The 17,383-nt window shown below is 60.9% G+C and carries 17 protein-coding genes; 6 read left to right on the top strand and 11 right to left on the bottom strand.

Features of this window, described 5'->3' with window-relative positions:
* Positions 1 to 21: 21 nt before the first annotated feature.
* From prpD to L1073_RS15055, 5 genes are all read right to left on the bottom strand, one after another.
* Positions 22 to 1,506, bottom strand: coding sequence for a 2-methylcitrate dehydratase (prpD, locus tag L1073_RS15075; protein WP_246900573.1), 1,485 nt, complete (start codon positions 1,504 to 1,506; stop codon positions 22 to 24).
* Between the two features lie 228 nt (positions 1,507 to 1,734).
* Entirely contained in the window at positions 1,735 to 2,862 is a 1,128-nt protein-coding gene (gene prpC / locus L1073_RS15070) for a bifunctional 2-methylcitrate synthase/citrate synthase (RefSeq protein ID WP_246900571.1), read from the bottom strand.
* 67 nt (positions 2,863 to 2,929) lie between these two features.
* Positions 2,930 to 3,811 (bottom strand): methylisocitrate lyase, encoded by an 882-nt coding sequence (prpB, locus tag L1073_RS15065; RefSeq protein WP_246900569.1) that lies wholly within the window; start codon positions 3,809 to 3,811, stop codon positions 2,930 to 2,932.
* Positions 3,808 to 4,584, bottom strand: a complete 777-nt coding sequence (locus L1073_RS15060; protein WP_246900567.1) for a GntR family transcriptional regulator — start codon at positions 4,582 to 4,584, stop codon at positions 3,808 to 3,810. Before L1073_RS15060 ends, prpB begins: the two co-directional genes overlap by 4 nt.
* Before the next feature lie 130 nt (positions 4,585 to 4,714).
* The gene (locus L1073_RS15055) at positions 4,715 to 5,584 is read right to left on the bottom strand and encodes an alpha/beta fold hydrolase (RefSeq protein ID WP_246900565.1); all 870 of its coding nucleotides are present in this window, start codon (positions 5,582 to 5,584) and stop codon (positions 4,715 to 4,717) included.
* A gap of 127 nt (positions 5,585 to 5,711) precedes the next feature.
* On the opposite strand from L1073_RS15055, the gene pabB reads away from it, so the two are divergent.
* From pabB to L1073_RS15035, 4 genes are all read left to right on the top strand, one after another.
* A complete protein-coding gene (gene pabB, locus L1073_RS15050; protein WP_246900563.1) occupies positions 5,712 to 7,094 on the top strand; it encodes an aminodeoxychorismate synthase component I in 1,383 nt (460 codons plus the stop codon).
* An 8-nt stretch (positions 7,095 to 7,102) separates the two neighbouring features.
* On the top strand, positions 7,103 to 8,161 hold the full coding sequence (locus L1073_RS15045; protein WP_246900561.1) for a FecCD family ABC transporter permease: 1,059 nt from the start codon (positions 7,103 to 7,105) through the stop codon (positions 8,159 to 8,161).
* Positions 8,158 to 8,940, top strand: coding sequence for an ABC transporter ATP-binding protein (locus L1073_RS15040; protein WP_246900559.1), 783 nt, complete (start codon positions 8,158 to 8,160; stop codon positions 8,938 to 8,940). The genes L1073_RS15045 and L1073_RS15040 overlap by 4 nt, the downstream gene beginning before the upstream one ends.
* Before the next feature lie 167 nt (positions 8,941 to 9,107).
* On the top strand, positions 9,108 to 9,728 hold the full coding sequence (locus L1073_RS15035; protein ID WP_246900557.1) for a phosphoadenosine phosphosulfate reductase domain-containing protein: 621 nt from the start codon (positions 9,108 to 9,110) through the stop codon (positions 9,726 to 9,728).
* A 98-nt stretch (positions 9,729 to 9,826) separates the two neighbouring features.
* On the opposite strand, the gene cysB is transcribed toward L1073_RS15035, so the two are convergent.
* Positions 9,827 to 10,798 (bottom strand): HTH-type transcriptional regulator CysB, encoded by a 972-nt coding sequence (gene cysB / locus L1073_RS15030; RefSeq protein WP_246900556.1) that lies wholly within the window; start codon positions 10,796 to 10,798, stop codon positions 9,827 to 9,829.
* 259 nt (positions 10,799 to 11,057) lie between these two features.
* On the opposite strand from cysB, the gene trxA reads away from it, so the two are divergent.
* Positions 11,058 to 11,381 carry a thioredoxin gene (gene trxA / locus L1073_RS15025; RefSeq protein WP_246900549.1) on the top strand — a complete coding sequence of 108 codons (324 nt, stop codon included), beginning with the start codon at positions 11,058 to 11,060 and terminating at the stop codon, positions 11,379 to 11,381.
* A gap of 93 nt (positions 11,382 to 11,474) precedes the next feature.
* On the opposite strand, the gene L1073_RS15020 is transcribed toward trxA, so the two are convergent.
* The 3 genes from L1073_RS15020 to L1073_RS15010 all read right to left on the bottom strand — a co-directional run bounded on the left by L1073_RS15020 (position 11,475) and on the right by L1073_RS15010 (position 15,275).
* Entirely contained in the window at positions 11,475 to 12,566 is a 1,092-nt protein-coding gene (locus L1073_RS15020) for an AI-2E family transporter (protein ID WP_246900548.1), read from the bottom strand.
* 160 nt (positions 12,567 to 12,726) lie between these two features.
* Positions 12,727 to 14,538 (bottom strand): acyl-CoA dehydrogenase C-terminal domain-containing protein, encoded by a 1,812-nt coding sequence (locus L1073_RS15015; protein WP_246900546.1) that lies wholly within the window; start codon positions 14,536 to 14,538, stop codon positions 12,727 to 12,729.
* A 125-nt stretch (positions 14,539 to 14,663) separates the two neighbouring features.
* Positions 14,664 to 15,275, bottom strand: coding sequence for a LysE/ArgO family amino acid transporter (locus L1073_RS15010; RefSeq protein WP_246900545.1), 612 nt, complete (start codon positions 15,273 to 15,275; stop codon positions 14,664 to 14,666).
* 107 nt (positions 15,276 to 15,382) lie between these two features.
* Between L1073_RS15010 and L1073_RS15005 the strand changes: the two genes are divergently transcribed.
* A complete protein-coding gene (locus L1073_RS15005) occupies positions 15,383 to 16,291 on the top strand; it encodes a LysR family transcriptional regulator ArgP (RefSeq protein ID WP_246900543.1) in 909 nt (302 codons plus the stop codon).
* A 20-nt stretch (positions 16,292 to 16,311) separates the two neighbouring features.
* Here the strand turns inward: L1073_RS15005 and L1073_RS15000 are convergent, their stop codons facing one another.
* Both L1073_RS15000 and lolA read right to left on the bottom strand, forming a co-directional pair.
* Positions 16,312 to 16,617 carry an MTH1187 family thiamine-binding protein gene (locus L1073_RS15000; RefSeq protein ID WP_246900542.1) on the bottom strand — a complete coding sequence of 102 codons (306 nt, stop codon included), beginning with the start codon at positions 16,615 to 16,617 and terminating at the stop codon, positions 16,312 to 16,314.
* A 114-nt stretch (positions 16,618 to 16,731) separates the two neighbouring features.
* On the bottom strand, positions 16,732 to 17,358 hold the full coding sequence (gene lolA / locus L1073_RS14995) for an outer membrane lipoprotein periplasmic chaperone LolA (protein ID WP_246900535.1): 627 nt from the start codon (positions 17,356 to 17,358) through the stop codon (positions 16,732 to 16,734).
* Between the last annotated feature and the right edge of the window lie 25 nt (positions 17,359 to 17,383).

The raw sequence follows: 17,383 nt of genomic DNA, 5'->3' as shown, positions 1-17,383 counted from the left end.
TTGAACGCAAGGAGTTTTTGCTCAGATCACGAAACGATCGACGAAACGATGTACAGGGGTGCTTTCCAGACGCGCCTGATCCCCGCAAAGCGCCAGAATGTCATTACATTGACGCGCCGGAAAGCGTGTCGCGAGATTAGCGCAAAACTTATCTTCCAGAAGGGGCATGCCTTCCGACCGACGTCGGCGATGGCCGATCGGATATTCGACGGCCACCTGCTCGGTCTTGCTGCCATCCTTGAAGAACACCTGAATCGCGTTGGCGATGGAACGCTTGTCGGCCTCGAGATACTCGCGACTGTAACGCGTGTCCTCGACCACCTCCATCTTGTCCCGCAACCGATCGATGGCCGGGTGCGCCTCATGGAAGGCATCTTCGTAGTGCTCGGCGATCAGGTGTCCGAAGATCAAGGGAACGGCGGTCATGTACTGAAGACAATGATCTCGGTCGGCTGGATTGGCCAGATGCCCTTCCTTGGAGATGATGCGAATCGCCGATTCATGAGTGGTGATCACCACCTTGTCGATATCTTCCAGGCGGTCCTTGACCTGAGGGTGCAGCGTCACGGCTGCCTCGCAGGCGGTCTGGGCATGGAACTCCGCAGGGAAGCTGATCTTGAACAGCACGTTTTCCATGACATAGGAGCCGTAGTCCTGACTGACATGGAAGTGGCGATCTTCTTCCGGCTTGAGTTGCTGATCCTTGTTGGTCTTGGAGAACAGCACATCATAGAAGCCCCATTGTGGCGCGCTCAACGCACCTGGGATGCCCATTTCGCCACGCATGGCGATATCGGCCAGGCGCACGCCGCGCGAGGTTGCATCGCCCGCCGCCCAGGACTTGCGCGACCCGGCGTTCGGCGCATGCCGATAAGTGCGCAGGCTCTGACCGTCGACGAAGGCATGCGACAACGCGGCAAGCAACTGCTCGCGATCCGCTCCCATCAGCTTGGCGACCACGGCGGTCGAGGCCACCTTGACCAGGGCAACGTGATCGAGCCCTACCCGATTGAACGAGTTCTCGAGCGCCAGTACGCCCTGGATCTCATGGGCCATGATCATCGCCTCGAGTACATCGCGCACGGTCAGCGGCGCCTCGCCTTCGGCTACGCGTTTCTGGGAAAGATGATCGGCAATCGCCAGGATTCCCCCCAGATTGTCCGAAGGATGGCCCCACTCCGCCGCCAACCAGGTATCGTTGTAATCCAGCCAACGAATGATCCCGCCGATGTCCCAGGCCGCCTTGACCGGATCGAGACGCAGTTGAGTGCCTGGCACCCGCGCACCGTGGGGCACGACGGTCCCTTCGACCAACGGCCCTAGATGCTTGGTGCACTCGGGAAAGCGCAGTGCCAGCAAGCCGCAGCCCAGTGTATCCATCAAGCAGTAACGGGCGGTGTCCAGTGCCTCCTGCCCAGTGACGCGATATTCCAGCACATAATCGGCGATCACCTGCAGCTCGGGATCGTAGTCGGGTCGCTGGTTCTGTTCGACGTTGGCACTCATGTTGATTCCTTGAAGTCAGGCTCGAAGCTCGAAGCTCGAAGCTCGAAGCTCGAAGCTCGAAGCTCGAAGCTCGAAGCTCGAAGCTCGAAGCTCGAAGCTCGAAGCTCGAAGCTCGAAGCTCGAAGCCAATATTATCGGCGCTGCTCGATCGGCAACCACTCCTGCTTTTCCGGCCCGATGCTTTTTATTGCGCGCCCGAACCCGCGCGCCTATATCAGGCCGGATTCTTTACGAGCGCTGCTCGATCGGCAACCACTCCTGCTTTTCCGGCCCGATATAGTCCGCACTGGGCCGGATGATGCGGTTGTTCTCGCGCTGCTCGAAGACGTGAGCACACCAGCCGGTGAGGCGCGAACACACGAAGATCGGCGTGAACAGCTTGGTGGGAATGCCCATGAAGTGATAGGCGCTGGCATGGAAGAAGTCGGCATTGCAGAACAGTTTCTTCTCGCGCCACATGACGTCCTCGACACGCTCAGAGACAGGGTAGAGCTGCGTATCCCCCACGTCGTCTGCGAGACGCTTCGACCACTGTTTGATAAGGGCATTGCGCGGGTCGGATTCGCGATAGATCGCATGCCCGAAGCCCATGACCTTCTCCTTGCGCTCGAGCATGCCCAGTAGCTCGCGCTCGGCCTCATCAGGCGTTTGCCAGTCCTCGATCATCGCCATCGCCGCTTCGTTGGCCCCGCCATGCAGCGGGCCACGTAGCGAGCCGATGGCGCCGGTCACACAAGAGTGGATATCCGACAGTGTCGAAGCGCACACGCGTGCAGTAAACGTCGAGGCATTGAACTCATGCTCGGCGTACAGGATCAACGAAACGTTCATCACCCGTGCATGCAATTCGGAAGCCGGCTTGCCGTGCAGCAAATGCAGGAAATGGCCGCCCACCGAGTCATCGTCGGTCTCGGTGTCGATGCGTACGCCATCGTGACTGAAGCGATACCAGTAGTTGATGATCGAGGGAAACGCCGCCAGCATCCGCTCGCTTTTATCCTGCTGCTCGGCGAAGTCCTCCTCTGTCTCGAGGTTGCCCAGCATCGACGCTCCGGTGCGCATCACATCCATCGGGTGGGCGTCGGCGGGAATTTGTTCGAGCACGGCCTTCAGCGGACCGGGCAGCCCGCGCAGCGACTTGAGTCGGGCCACATAGGCATCCAGCTCCGCCTGGATGGGAAGCTTGCCCTTGAACAACAGATAGGCGACTTCCTCGAAGCGCGCGTGCTCGGCGAGATCGTGAATGTCATAGCCACGATACGTAAGCCCCGAGCCTGACTGGCCAACGGTACATAACGCGGTGCTACCAGCGCTCATGCCCCGCAAGCCGGTACTGCTGGGTGTCTTGTCTGCCATGGCGAGCCTCCTCGTTTCAGGTTGTTATCGTTATTGCCTTTACGCTGATAAAACGTCGACCACCCCGTCATTTCCCCTCGTCGAACAGGGTATCCAGCTTGCGCTCGAAGGCGTGGTAGTCGAGAAATTCGTAAAGTTCTTCGCGGGTCTGCATCTTGTCGAGGACATCGCGCTGATGCCCGTTATCGTGAATACTGCGATACACCTCGAGCGCCGCCGCATTCATGGCGCGAAAGGCCGACAGCGGATACAGCACCATGCGACAACCCACATCGTGCAGTTCCTGCTGGGTGAACAACGGCGTGGCGCCGAACTCGGTGATATTGGCCAGGATCGGCGCATCGACGTGCGAGCAAAACGCGCGGTAGTCCTCGAGGCTATGCACGGCCTCGGCGAAGATGGCATCGGCGCCGGCCTCGAGACAGGCATTGGCGCGCTCGATGGCTGCTTCCAACCCTTCCTTCTGAAAGGCATCGGTCCGCGCGATCAGATAAAAGTCGTCATCCAGACGCGCATCGGCTGCCGCCTTGATGCGATCCACCATCTCTTGCTGCGACACGATGGCCTTGTTGGGCCGGTGCCCACAGCGCTTCTGCGCGACCTGGTCTTCCAGGTGCACCGCCGCCACGCCAGCGCGCTGCATTTCCTTGACGGTGCGCGCAATATTGAACGCCCCACCCCACCCGGTATCGATATCGACCAGCAGCGGCGTTTCCGAGGCCGCCGTAATACGCCGAGCGTCCTCGGCGACATCGTTCATCGTGGTCATACCCAGATCGGGCAAACCGAAGGAAGCATTGGCCACGCCACCCCCAGAGAGATAAATCGCCGGATGCCCGACCTTCTCGGCCATGAGCGCCGTATAGGCATTGATGGTGCCGACGATCGGCAAAGGGCGATGCGCCTCGAGTGCCGCACGAAAACGCGCGCCGGGAGTAAGATGGCTCATGACGTCGTATGCTCCTCGAAACGGGTGTGGGACGCTTGCTCATCGAGTGTCTCGGCATAATGCTTGGCGACATTCTCGCGAGAGGCACTGACGTGGCGGCGCATCAGGAGTTCGGCCAGCTCCTCGTCGCCGGCCTCGATGGCATCGACGATACGGTGGTGCTCGACGAAGGCCCGCTGCGGGCGCGCGCCGCTGGCACTGAATTGCGTGCGGTAAAGGCGCACCAGGTAATAAAGGTCGTCACACAGCATGGTCATCAGCATGCGATTGTGGCTGCCCTGTACGATGCAGTAGTGGAAGTCCAGGTCGCCCTCGCGCTGGAAATAGGCCTCATCGCGCTGCAGGTCCTCCTGACGCTCGTGGACCGCCAGCACATCACGCAGCCCGACGATCTCCGGCGCCGTCATGTGCCGCGCGGCAAGGCGCGCGGCCATGCTCTCCAGAGCCTCGCGCAGATCGAACAGCTCCAGTAGCTCACGCATCGAGAGTTTGACTACGCGTGCGCCGACATGCGGGATACGCTCGATCAAACGATGGGCTTCCAGGCGACGCATCGCCTCGCGCAGCGGGCCGCGCGAGATGCCATAGGTCTTGGCCAGGCCCGGCTCAGTAATCTTGGCACCGGGCGCCAGCTCGCCCCGCACGATGGCGCTTTGAAGTTGGTGAAAGACGCGCTCGGCGAGTGTGCGTACTTCGGGCGCGTCGTCATGGCCAGTCGCCGACTGCCACGCATCATGAGAATCGGCGTTATGAGGTAAAGGAGGAAGCGTCATGTAATTGTCGACAATAAAGAATAAGTATTACTTTAGTAATCTACCCCAAAAGGGTCAACCGCCTGAAGCCCGGCGATCCTACACCTTTCGCCGTATAGGCAGCGCCAATCGGCGGTGTAATTGTCGACAATCAATCATCTGCATCAAGCGAAGACGCTTCTTGCAACAGGGCGGCGAGCCGCCGGGGTTTTTGAAACGGCAGGGAATGGTCGGTCCCCGGCAGTTCGATGTAACGCCAGTCGGTTCGATGCCGCGCCAAGGCCGCATGGTAGGCCTGCATGGCAGCGAGACTTTTACCTCCCACGACGCTCGTCACGTCGTATTGCGCTTCGAGCAAGGCATCGCGGTCGAGATGCCGGACGGCGTCGGTCACGCAATCCAGTGCATTGGCGAATCCCAGAGGCCGGTGCGCGAGACGCCGTATCATCATGCGCTCGGCCCGCGGATTGCGCGAGCGATGTGGCGCAATCAGATCCAGAAAGGCGACGATACCCGCTTCCGGCGTTGGCGCCTCGCGAATGGCACGCGCTGCCTCGGCATAGCCATCGCGTACGCGCACCATGGTCGCGTGGTCCTCGCGCTCCAGAAGCGCCGGTTCGAGCAGCATCATTCGCCCGATACGGGCGCCCAAGCGCTGCTTGAGACGCATCGCCACCAGTCCGCCAAACGAATAACCCATGACATCGCATTGATCGATATTCTGAGCGTCGAGCAAAGCTTCGACATCGTCGACGACCTCATCCAGCGAGAAAGGCCGCTCACGGCCATCTGCCGCACGCGTCGCGCCCATGCCCCGCAAGTCGGGCATCAGGAACGTCTGCCAGGCATCGAGATACGTCACCATGGGCCCCCAGGTCAGCTCGGCCGCTACCCCAGCGCCATGCAGCATGACCACATTGCCCGCGCCCTCGCGACGTTCGAGACGACGCCAATGGCACTGCTGATCCGGGCGCGCCAATATCCCTTGCTGCATCTCGCCCTCGTCCGGCGACGTTGTCATATGCATCATCCTCTGTATACCGCACCCCAGGGGCGTTGAATGGCCGTCATTATCCGCACACGCTCATGGGCGGACAAATCCGGCTAGCTTCCCTAAAATGAGCCGCCCGCGACAGGATGCTGCACCGATGCCGACACTCGAATTGACGCCCCTGCCCTATCATGGCGATCCGCTGGCTCGCTTCGAGCGCCTGCGCCATCGTCCCGGCGCCGTGCTGCTGGACAGCGGCTTACCGGCGGCCCCCGGCGGGCGTTACGACATCCTTAGCTGCGACCCCATCGCCTGGCTGGAAGTCGACCGAGACGGCCAAGTCACCAGTGACGTCGAGGACCTTCCCGACGAGCCACTTGCCGCTCAACGCGCCTTGCTAGAGCGCCTTCCTGCTGCCGATATGACGAGCGAGCTGCCGTTTCTGGGCGGCTTGATTGGCTACTGGAGCTACGATTTCGGGCGTCACCTGGAGGCCTTCAAGGGCCATGCCCACGAGGCGGTCACGCTACCCCACAGCCGTGTCGGACTCTACGACTGGGCCCTCATTCACGACCATCACGCTGGTCAGGCCTGGCTCGTGGCTACGCCGGCGCGTCGCGCCCAGGTGCTGACGTGGCTACAATCCATGCCATCGCCGACTTCGGCGTTCAAGCTGCTTTCCTCTTTTCAAGGCGAACTCGACCGCGCCGCCTACGGCGAACGCTTCCGTGCCGTGCAGCATTACATCCGCAGCGGCGATTGTTACCAGATCAATCTCGCCCAGCGTTTCAGCGCCCGCTATCAAGGCGATTTATGGCACGCCTATCGGCGGCTCCGTCAGGCCACGCCGACGCCTTATGGCGCCTATCTCGCCTGGGACGACAAAGGTATTTTATCGCTGTCACCGGAACGCTTCCTCGAAGTCGTCGCGGGACACGTGGAAACGCGCCCCATCAAAGGCACCCGGCCGCGCGGCGATACTTCCACCGAGGACTGGCGCTATGCGCGCGAGCTGCGCGACAGCCTCAAGGATACCGCTGAAAACGTGATGATCGTCGACTTGCTGCGTAACGATCTGGGACGCATCTGCCGGCCGGGGAGCGTCCGCGTCCCCCAGTTATGCGGCCTGGAGAGCTACGCCAATGTCCATCACCTGGTCAGCGTGGTGACCGGTCAACTCGACACGACGCGGCATGCACTGGATCTCCTTGGCGCGGCGTTTCCCGGCGGCTCGATCACCGGCGCCCCCAAGATCCGTGCCATGCAGCTCATCGACAACCTCGAACCCAGTCGCCGCAGCGTATATTGCGGCAGCATCGGCTACGTCGATGTGCGTGGACGCATGGACACCTCCATCGCCATCCGCACTGCCGTGGCGGATGCCGGGCAACTGCACCTCTGGGGTGGCGGCGGCCTGGTCGCGGATTCCGACGAGGAAGCCGAATACCAGGAGACACTGGCCAAGATCTCGCGCCTGATGGAGGCGCTCGGCGCCGATGGGCCCCATGAGCGCGACGAATCGCGTATCCTGCACATATGACAACCGCAATGCCTGATTCCTTTGCTGCCGACAGCGTCACCCGTTACCGCCTGCGTCGACGGCGTCAGCGGCGCCTCATTCTCGGCGTCGGCGTGCTGACGCTCGTCATGGTCCTCGTCGACATTTCCACCGGCCCAGGTCACTACCCATTGCGCGATGTGCTCATGACCCTCGTTGCGCCAGGCGACGCATCGGAAGCACTGCGCGTCATCGTGTGGAACATTCGTCTGCCGGTGGCCTTGATGGCAATCGTCGTCGGCGTGAGCCTGGCGCTGGCCGGGGCCGAGATGCAGACCATCCTCAACAACCCCCTCGCCGACCCCTTCACGCTGGGTATCTCTTCGGCGGCAAGTGTAGGTGCGGCACTTGCCATTACCCTCGGTGTCGGCATCGTGCCCTTCGCCGACACCTTGCTGGTCACCGGCAACGCCTTCCTGCTGGCCTTGGCCGCGTCGCTGATCATCTGGGGTGTCAGCCGCCTGCGCGGCGTTAGCGTGCAAACCTTGGTGCTGATGGGCATCGCCATCATGTTCTTCTTCAACGCCATGCTCGGCTTGATGCAGTACGTCGCTTCCGCCGAGGCTTTGCAGCAACTGGTGTTCTGGTCGCTGGGAAGCCTCGGCAAGGCCAGTTGGGACAAGGTCGGCCTGGCAACGCTGGCGCTTTGCGTAACGCTGCCAGTGTTTCTCCACGCCGGCTGGCGACTCACCGCACTGCGTCTGGGCGATCTGCATGCCCAGGCCATGGGCATCGATGTCGCGCGCTTGCGGCTGCGTATCCTGCTGTGCTGCTCGCTGCTGGCCGCCACCGCCGTGGCCTTCGTGGGGACGATCGGCTTCGTCGGCCTGGTGGGCCCGCATATCGCGCGCTTGCTGGTCGGCGAAGACCAGCGCGTCTTCCTGCCCATGTCCGCCCTCAGCGGCGCGCTGATCATGTCCGTCACCTCGATCCTCTCGAAAACCCTGGTGCCCGGTATTCTGCTGCCGATCGGTCTTCTTACCGCCCTCATCGGGCTGCCGTTTTTCGTCTCGCTGATCCTGCGCAGCCGCAAGGAGATGTGGGGATGACGCTCACGCTCGAACGTCTCGATTGCCGATTGGGAGGCACGCCCGTCCTCGAGGGTATCGCCGGTCTCGAGGCACGCCCCGGTGAGATCACCGCCCTGGTCGGCCCCAACGGCGCAGGGAAATCGACGCTGCTCAAGGCCATCGCCGGCCTCGAGCGCGCTGACGGCTCGCTCCTGCTGCATGGCCAGGAATTGATGACGCTATCGCTCGAGCGACGTGCCCGATACCTGTATTACTTACCCCAAGAGCTCGGCTCGCGCGCCGTACTCAACGTGTTCGAGGCCGTCTTGCTGGCACGCCGCACCTGCATTCACGAATCGCATGAACGTGCGCTACGCAAGGTGCAGGCGACGCTTCAGGCCCTGGAACTGGAACCGTTGGCCGAGCGCGAATTGGGCCAACTCTCGGGCGGGCAGCGACAACGGGTCGCCATCGCGCAAGCCGTGACACGCGAACCGTCACTGCTGCTGCTCGACGAACCGACCAGCGCACTGGATCTTCATCATCAACTGCAAGTGCTCGACTGGCTGAGTCGCCTGGCCGCGCAACGTCATATCATCGTCATCATCGCCATTCACGACCTCAGTCTGGCGGCGCGTTTCGCCCATCACATGTGGATGCTCAAGGCAGGCCGTGTCGCCGCCAGCGGCACGCCCGGCGACGTCCTGACCCATGCGCGTCTACGCGATGTCTATGCCATCGAGGCACACATCGAGTGGCCGGACGACGAGCCGCCCCGTATTACCCCCCTCACAGCGATTCACTCCTTGGGAAGATGACCGCCAACGCTCATGCAGATTGGTTCTAACAAGACGACAACTGCCTTCGCGAAAGGCATATAAGCTTCGAACCAATCGATATTGGGGAATCGTTTCGGCGGTTTGCTAGGGTATGACCATTCGTCGAAGTCGACCGACTTCACGCCACCTTTTCACAGGAGTTCATCATGTCGCTCGATATCGATGCTATCAATCGCGAGCTGGGTCACGATCCGGAGGCGCTGGTGCGCTGGGCGCTCTCGCTGGATGGCAAGGCGATCTGCACCACCAACTTCCGGCCCTTCGAGGCGGTGATCCTGCATATGATCACGCAGGTACAGCCGGACATTCCCGTGGTATGGATGGACTCCGGCTACAACACCGAGGCCACCTATCGCTTCGCCGAGGAGATCGGCCGCCAGTTGAACCTCAACTTGACGATCTACCATCCGCGCCGCTCACGCGCGCATCGCGACGCCGTCGAGGGCGAGTTCCCGACCATCGACGATCCACGCCACGCGGCGTTCACCGAGGAAGTCAAGCTCGAGCCGTTCCAGCGGGCACTACGCGAGGCCGCCCCACGTGTCTGGCTCACCGCGCTACGCGCCGAGGACACCGCCGAGCGTGCCCAGATGCAGCCGGTATCGATCAATCAGGATGGCTTGATCAAGGTCGCCCCCGTGCTGCACTGGACCGCCAAGGACATGTATCAGTACCTTCAGAAGCATGATCTGCCCAACAACTTCGATTACTTCGACCCGACCAAGGTGGAAGACAAGCGCGAGTGCGGGCTACACCTGCAGCACTAAAAACGCTAGTCCCGGGCAATAAAACAACGCTCCGCAGCCATGCCGATGCCACCTCCAGGGGACATCGGCATTCTCGTTTGCCGGGCCGTTCTCGGCTCTCAGCGCACCGGCAGCTCGATGCCTTCAAACAAAGCCTGTTCGTGACGCGGCCCGGCGGCCAGCGCAGCTTCAATGCTGTCTCGATCGAGGTGGGGCGCGAAGCGGTTGACGAAGTCGAACATGAAGCCACGCAGGAAGGTACCACGACGAATGCCGATCTTGGTCGTCGAGCTTTCGAAGAGGTGGCTGGCGTCGAGCGCCACCAGATCGCGATCGACGACAGGATCGACCGCCATGTGCGCGACGATGCCCACACCGAGACCCAGGCGGACGTAGGTCTTGATGACATCGGCATCGGCAGCGGTGAGTACTACGTTGGGAGTCAGATCATGCGCCTTGAAGGCATCGTCGAGCTGCGAGCGGCCGGTAAAGCCGAACAGGTAGGTCACTAGCGGATACTCGGCCAGGACTTCGAGCGTCAGTGTTTCCACTACCGCCAGGGGATGGTCCTGCGGAACCAGCACACAGCGGTTCCAGCGATAGCATGGCAACAGCACCAGATCGGTAAAAAGCTCCAGCGACTCGGTGCAGATCGCGAAATCGGCCTGCCCTTCACTGACCATCTGGGCAATCTGCTTGGGCGTGCCCTGCTGCATGTGCAGGGCGACATCGGGATATTTCTGGCGGAACTCATGAATGACGGGCGGCAAGGCATAACGCGCCTGAGTATGGGTAGTGGCGATCGAGAGGCTACCGCGCCGCTCGTCGCTGTGCTCCTGCGAGACATGCTTGATGTTGTCGACGGTACGCAGCACCTTGCCGGCCAACTCGATGATCGCCTCACCGGCCGGGGTCACGCGAGTCAGGTGCTTGCCGCTACGCGCGAAGATTTCCACCCCCAGCTCATCCTCCAGCAAGCGTATCTGCTTGGAAATACCAGGCTGAGAAGTAAACAGGCTCTGCGCAGTGGCGGAGACATTGAGGTTGTGCCGGGCGACTTCCCAGATATAACGCAGTTGCTGGAGTTTCATGAGCGATGCCTCCCGACGTGACAATCTTTTATGGCATAAAATTTAAATTTGTGATTACTTTAAAGCATATGGAGCGAGAGTAGAAGAGCGCCAGCAGCCTGGCAATACCCCACCTTGGTGGTGCGTGAAAAAGCGCCGACATGATAGGCTGATGCTATTGTCGCCATACCGATGGGGCATTTGCCAGGGCCATGGTCAGCGGCTACCATCGCCTCATCTACGCTCGCAAAAGCGCAACGAAATACTGGAGAGATTCGTAATGGCTCATAATGTCGATGTCACCTCCGCTAACTTCGAGCAGGAAGTCGTCAACGCCGAACACCCCGTACTACTCAAGTTCTGGGCACCGTGGTGCGGCCCTTGCAAGATGATGGCCCCCGTGGTCGATGAAGTCGCCGACGAGAAGGCCGACGGTCTCAAGGTCGTCAGCATCAACGTCGACGACGCCCCGGAAATCGCCGCCGAACAGGGCGTGCGTGGCGTTCCCACCGTGATGATGTTCAAGTCCGGCGCCAAGGTGGCTTCCTTGGTCGGTGCACAGTCCAAATCACAGCTGACGCAGTTCATCGATCAGAACGCCTGATCGTCACGGCGTTAAGCCGTAGAAGAGCAGCATACCGACGATCGCCCCGCTCATGCGGGGCGATCGTCGTTACGGGTATCGTCGAAGCACAGGCTAATCGGGAGGCGGTTCCGGGTTCATCTCGCCACGACGACGTTGCACGCGCGCGGAAGGGCTCAGCAATCTCGCCAGCCAACGCGTTTCGGGATGACTATCCAGGGCAATCTTGAGCGTCATGGTCAACGGCACCGACAGCAACATGCCCACCGGCCCGAATATCCATCCCCACACCACCAGCGACAAGAATGCCACCAACGTGGAAAGCCCCATCGTGCGCCCCATGATCCGAGGCTCGATGATATTGCCCATGAGGAAGTTGATCGCCAGATAGGCGCCTGCCAGCAACATCGCCTTGAAGGGCCCACCTTCCGGCATCGCCAGGGTCAAGAGCACGGCAGGAACGGCCGCCAAGGCCGAGCCGATATTGGGAATGTAGTTGAGACAGAACGCCAGGGTGCCCCATAGCAGCGCGAAGTCGACACCGATCAGCATGCATGAGGCCCACACCAGCGCCCCGGTGACCAGGCTGATAACTGTCTTGATGGCCAGGTAACGCTTGAGATTGCGACTGAACTCGGTGAAACGCTGGAGGCTCGGCGCCGGATTGAGCAAGGCTTGCGAGACCTTGTTGCGGAATTCCAATGTCTCGAACAGCATGAAGATCACCAACAGCATGATCACAATACTTTGCGAGAGCAGGTTACCCACACTGCCCAGGAAGACGGGAACCCAATCGGTCGCCCGGGAGGCATCAAGAAGCTCGGAGACACCCTTGGGATCGATGGAGATCCCCTGCCCTGCCAGCCATCGCAGCACGGTCAGATAGTACTCTTGTAGCTGCTCCTGAAGCTTGGGCAAGGCATCCATGAAGGTTGCGAAGCTGTTGCCGAGCAATGCACCCAGAAGGGTCATGATCACACCGAGTATCAGCAACGTCACCAATACCGACAAACGCATACCCAGGCCACGCTCATGCAGCCAATGCACCGGCGACGTACAGATGACGGCGATGAAAAGCGACAGCAATATGGGGATCAGCAAGTCGGCGCCGGCCTGCATGCCGCCGACGATGATCACCAAAGACGCCAGCGTCAGCATCAAGTTGAGAGGGAGGTTCTGAGAACCGGGATCATATCCAGGGGGCATGGGGCGTTCGCATCCTTGACGAAACCAAGGCCCTATTTTGCCTGGCAGGTGTTACTTGCACAAACGCCACGCCTCGCCACACACCGCCACACGAGACTAAAAGGCGGCCCCCAAACGGGTCCGCCAAGCATCATTCAAGTGTACGAGCCCGACAACAGGATCAAATGGCGAAACCGTGCCCGAAGTCCTCAGCCTGCATGGCCATCAACGTTTCGCCACCGGCGCGTATCATCTCGGCATGCGCGCGGGTACGCGGCAACAGACGCTGATAATAGAAGCGAGCGGTATCCAGCTTGGCGCGGTAGAACGCCGCATCGTCGGGATTGCTCGCCAAGGCCTGATGCGCCGATTGCGCCGCGCGTGCCCAGAAAAACGCCAGGGTGACATAGCCGGCATACATCAGGTAATCGACGCTTGCGGCGCCCACTTCTTCGCGATCCTGCATGGCCTTCATGCCCACCGCCATGGTCAGATCTCCCCATTCAGCGTTGAGCTTCGCCAGAGGCGTGACGAACTCCGCCATGGCGTCATCGCCCTCATGGGCCTGGCAGAACTTGTGAATCTGCTTGGTGAAGGGTTTGAGAGCCTCACCCTGGCTCATCAACACCTTGCGGCCCAATAGATCCAGCGCCTGGATACCCGTAGTGCCTTCGTAAAGCCGCGTGATGCGGGCATCCCGCACGTACTGCTCCATGCCCCATTCGCGGATGTAGCCATGCCCCCCGAAGACTTGCACGCCCTCATTGGTGACCTCGAACCCCACCTCGGTCAAGAACGCCTTGACGATCGGCGTCAGCAAGCCCAGCTCGGTTTCGGCCGCTTCACGCTCGGCGGCGTCGGCCGTGCATTCTACGCGATCCGCGAGTTGCGCGGCATGCAGTACCAGCATGCGACCACCTTCGGCAAACGCCTTCTGGGTCAGCAGCATGCGGCGTACATCGGGATGCGAAATGATTGAATCGGCGGGCTTGTCCGCCTCTCGTGTGCCGGACAATGCACGCATCTGCAAGCGGTCGCGAGCGTAGGCCAAGGCATTCTGAAAGCTCACCTCCATCAGTCCCAGCCCCTGGATGCCGACACCGATGCGTGCCACGTTCATCATGGTGAACATGCAGGCCAACCCCTTGTGAGGCTTGCCAACGAGATAACCGCGCGCACCATCGAAGTTCATCACGCAAGTGGCATTGCCGTGAATCCCCATCTTGTGCTCCAGGGCACCGCAGCTCACCGCATTGCGCTCACCGATTTCGCCCTCGGCATCGGGCAGATACTTGGGTACCACGAACAGAGAAATTCCCTTGGTACCTTCCGGGGCATCGGGCAGTTTGGCGAGCACCAGGTGCACGATGTTCTCGGCCAGGTCATGTTCGCCTGCGGAGATGAAGATCTTGGTTCCGGTGATGAGATAACCACCGGCCTCATCGGGATGCGCCCGGGTCTTGATCAGCCCAAGGTCGGTGCCACATTGGGGCTCAGTCAAGCACATGGACCCTGTCCAGGTGCCATCGTTGAGCTTGGTCAGATACTGCGCTTTCTGCGCGTCGCTGCCATGGTGGCGAAGCGCATCGGCGGCGCCCTGGGAAAGTCCCGGGTACATGCCCCATGCCAGATTGGTGGAACACACCATCTCCGAGAGCATCATGCCAAGCGACGTCGGCAATCCTTGACCGTGATACGCCGTATCACCGGATAGACTCGGCCAGCCACCTTCCACGTACTGGGCATAGGCCTCCTTGAAACCAGAAGGTGTCAGCACTTCGCCACCTTCGAGTCGACAGCCCTGCGCGTCGCCGGTCTGATTGAGTGGCAGCAGCACCTCGCGCGTGAAGCGTGCGCCCTCTTCCAGAATCGCGCTTACCACATCCGGGGTGATCTCCTCGGCCTGGGGCAACTGGGCATAATGACGGGGATAATCGAGAACCTCGTCCATCACGAAACGAAAATCGCGTAGCGGCGCCTGGTAACTGGGCATCTTGAAGCTCCTGAGCGGTACGGGCAGATGTCACGAGGACATCAAACATGCGTTTGAAATTAAGCGCCGGCAAACATCAAGTCAAGCGTTCGTTTTAATCTCATGGGGCGACATTGGTGGTAAGCTCAGACCGCTCCCAAAGGGGCCGTGGCCAGTTGCCACGCCACCAATAACAGTATGGCGCAGATCCCGCCTTCGATAACCTGCCAAGCGCGTGGATTGGCCAGGCGCGGCGCCAACCAACCAGCGCCACCCACGAGAGCGAAGAACCATCCCAACGACGCCATGGCCGCACCGACCACGAAGGCTTCCGGCACGGTTTGCTGAGCACCGATGGCACCGAGCATGATCACCGTATCCAGATATACATGCGGATTGAGCAAGGTCACCGCCAACGTCGCCATCAACACGCCCCACAGGCGAGGCCGTGCCTCACCGCTGGCCTGGAGCGAGGCGGGACGACGCACACGACGCCAGGCTTGCCACGCCTGCCAGGTCAAGAAAGCCACGCCGCCCCAGCGCGCCACTTGCATGAGCCCCGCATGTGACGCCAGCAAAGCGCCCAACCCCAGTACGCCGGCGCCGATCAGCAGTAGATCGCAGACCGCACAGACGCTCGCCACCCACCAGGGATATTCACGCGTCAATCCGCGTTGCAGTACGAAAGCATTCTGCGCGCCGATGGCAATGATCAACCCCGCTCCCACGAACAGACCATTGAGCCAGGAGCCCCACATATCCGTTCCCTCCTTTTCACCCGGGAGACATTGATAAGTGACGCAGAATACGCTTGACTACATAAATAAGTTAAATTAATTCAAGGAATGGGTGATAACGTTTACTGATGCTCGATTACAAACTTCTCGAAGCACTGGCCGTCGTGGTCGACCAAGGAGGATTCGAACGCGGCGCGCACCACCTGGGGCTCACTCAGTCGGCCGTCTCGCAACGCATCAAATTGCTCGAAGCGCGCCTCGGCCAACCGGTGCTGGTACGCACGCCCAAGCTTTCCCCGACGCCGCTGGGCCGACGGCTACTCAATCATGTACAACAGGTTCGACTGCTCGAGCATGACTTGCTCGATCAGATCCCTGCACTGGGGGAACGCGAACAACGCCTGCGCCTCGCCATCAACGCCGATAGTCTGGCCACCTGGTGGTCGCCGACCACCGGCGACTTCTGTCGGCGTCAGGGCGTTTTACTGGACTTGATCGTCGAGGATCAGGATGTCGCGCTCAAGCGCATGCGCGATGGCGAGGTCGCCGGCTGCATCTGCGCCACGCCGCGCCCCGTTCAAGGTGCCCGCGCACACGCCCTGGGTAGCATGCGCTACCGTGCCATCGCCAGCCCCGGCTACGTATCACGCTATTTCAGCGAAGGGCTGACGCACGATGCCTTGCGCAAGGCGCCGGCCATCGTGTTCGGGCCCGATGACCGACTCCAACATCGTTATCTGGAAATGCGGGGCTACAGGGAATCATTTCCGCACCACCTGTGCCCATCCTCGGAAGGCTTCGTGCATCTGGCCCTGGCCGGCATGGGCTACGGCTTGATTCCCGAACGGCAGGTAGAACGCGAACTACGTGAAGGGCGTCTGGTCGATCTCGACGCGGACAGCTACATCGATGTGCCGCTTTACTGGCATCACTGGCGTCACGGCGGCGACACATTGGACGCCCTGACTACCCACCTGCTCGATATGAGCAGCGCCTGGCTCATGCCGCCCTCGCCACAATCTCAGCCACTGCTCTAGACGCACCTAATGGACGGGAATCAGGATGACTGCAGATGCCGCTCGACGCTGGCCACCTTGTCATCCATATGCTGTTCACGGTCGGTACGCGTGCCCATCTTCAGCGTGGTGGTAATGCGCGGCGCGCCCATCTCATGCACGCGCTGGTGGCACGCCTTGACCACCGCCATGACATCGTCCCATGGCCCCTCGATGTTGGTGCCGTAGGCGTGCATGCGGTACTCGAGGCCTGAAGCCTCTATGACGCGTTGACAGGCCGCAACATGCTCCCCCACCGAAACGCCCACGCCCAGCGGCACGACGCATAGATCGACAATGACATGCATGGCACTTCCTCCTCGTCTTTGACGCTCGCCTGCCTCGACAACCCTCGGCAAGCGCACCATGAAACGCAAAACGCCAGGCCACGCGGACCTGGCGTATCAGTAGGCCACGCCCGATCAACCGCCTTCGCGGATAACATCTGCCCCATCGGGGACCTCGAATTCGAAACGCGATGCCGAAATGTCATCGTTGACGTCGATATCATCGAAGTTGATCGCGGTACGCTGCCCGGTGCTGTCTTCCATCTCCAAGCCCTCCAGGCGGTCATCCTCGAAGGTAAGCTCGAGACTCTCGAACAACGTGTCAGGCGACTTGGGGACGAGCGTGAAGGTTTCAATACCGGCGTCTTGCCGGCTTTCCACCTCATAGTTCTCCGTCAGAGCCTCGGCGCTGCCCGATAGCAACAACGCTGGCGTGTGCGTCACCCGCGTATCGAGCGGACGCACGCTGACCTGTTGCAGGTCAGGATCGTAGAGATACACCTTATCGCCATCGGAGACCACGACCTGTTGGTACGGCGCGTCGACTTCCCAGTGAAACTTGCCGGGGCGGGACAACCACATGTGGCCTTCGACCTTCTGCAGACGCTGGCCGCTACCATCGAGAATCTGCTGCTCGAAATCCGCCGAGTAGCTTTCCAGCGGCTCCAATAGATTCGTCAAACGCTCCACACCATCCGCTTGCGCCATACTCGGCAACGCGAGTGCCGCACCTAAGGCCAAGGCCAGCTTGAATGTTCTCATTACCACTCCTTGTTTACTCATCCTG

It is taken from the genome of Chromohalobacter nigrandesensis (genome assembly GCF_023061285.1).
Classification (GTDB): Bacteria; Pseudomonadota; Gammaproteobacteria; order Pseudomonadales; family Halomonadaceae; genus Chromohalobacter; species Chromohalobacter nigrandesensis.
The sequence above is the reverse complement of the archived record's forward strand: the minus strand, read 5'-3'. Positions and strand labels throughout refer to the sequence as shown.

Excerpts from the sequence above, each read along its gene's own strand:
- prpD (WP_246900573.1), bottom strand. The coding sequence starts at position 1,506 with ATGAGTGCCAACGTCGAACAGAACCAGCGACCCGACTACGATCCCGAG.
- prpC (WP_246900571.1), bottom strand. The coding sequence starts at position 2,862 with ATGGCAGACAAGACACCCAGCAGTACCGGCTTGCGGGGCATGAGCGCT.
- prpB (WP_246900569.1), bottom strand. The coding sequence starts at position 3,811 with ATGAGCCATCTTACTCCCGGCGCGCGTTTTCGTGCGGCACTCGAGGCG.
- L1073_RS15060 (WP_246900567.1), bottom strand. The coding sequence starts at position 4,584 with ATGACGCTTCCTCCTTTACCTCATAACGCCGATTCTCATGATGCGTGG.
- L1073_RS15055 (WP_246900565.1), bottom strand. The coding sequence starts at position 5,584 with ATGACAACGTCGCCGGACGAGGGCGAGATGCAGCAAGGGATATTGGCG.
- pabB (WP_246900563.1), top strand. The coding sequence starts at position 5,712 with ATGCCGACACTCGAATTGACGCCCCTGCCCTATCATGGCGATCCGCTG.
- L1073_RS15045 (WP_246900561.1), top strand. The coding sequence starts at position 7,103 with ATGCCTGATTCCTTTGCTGCCGACAGCGTCACCCGTTACCGCCTGCGT.
- L1073_RS15040 (WP_246900559.1), top strand. The coding sequence starts at position 8,158 with ATGACGCTCACGCTCGAACGTCTCGATTGCCGATTGGGAGGCACGCCC.
- L1073_RS15035 (WP_246900557.1), top strand. The coding sequence starts at position 9,108 with ATGTCGCTCGATATCGATGCTATCAATCGCGAGCTGGGTCACGATCCG.
- cysB (WP_246900556.1), bottom strand. The coding sequence starts at position 10,798 with ATGAAACTCCAGCAACTGCGTTATATCTGGGAAGTCGCCCGGCACAAC.
- trxA (WP_246900549.1), top strand. The coding sequence starts at position 11,058 with ATGGCTCATAATGTCGATGTCACCTCCGCTAACTTCGAGCAGGAAGTC.
- L1073_RS15020 (WP_246900548.1), bottom strand. The coding sequence starts at position 12,566 with ATGCCCCCTGGATATGATCCCGGTTCTCAGAACCTCCCTCTCAACTTG.
- L1073_RS15015 (WP_246900546.1), bottom strand. The coding sequence starts at position 14,538 with ATGCCCAGTTACCAGGCGCCGCTACGCGATTTTCGTTTCGTGATGGAC.
- L1073_RS15010 (WP_246900545.1), bottom strand. The coding sequence starts at position 15,275 with ATGTGGGGCTCCTGGCTCAATGGTCTGTTCGTGGGAGCGGGGTTGATC.
- L1073_RS15005 (WP_246900543.1), top strand. The coding sequence starts at position 15,383 with ATGCTCGATTACAAACTTCTCGAAGCACTGGCCGTCGTGGTCGACCAA.
- L1073_RS15000 (WP_246900542.1), bottom strand. The coding sequence starts at position 16,617 with ATGCATGTCATTGTCGATCTATGCGTCGTGCCGCTGGGCGTGGGCGTT.
- lolA (WP_246900535.1), bottom strand. The coding sequence starts at position 17,358 with ATGAGAACATTCAAGCTGGCCTTGGCCTTAGGTGCGGCACTCGCGTTG.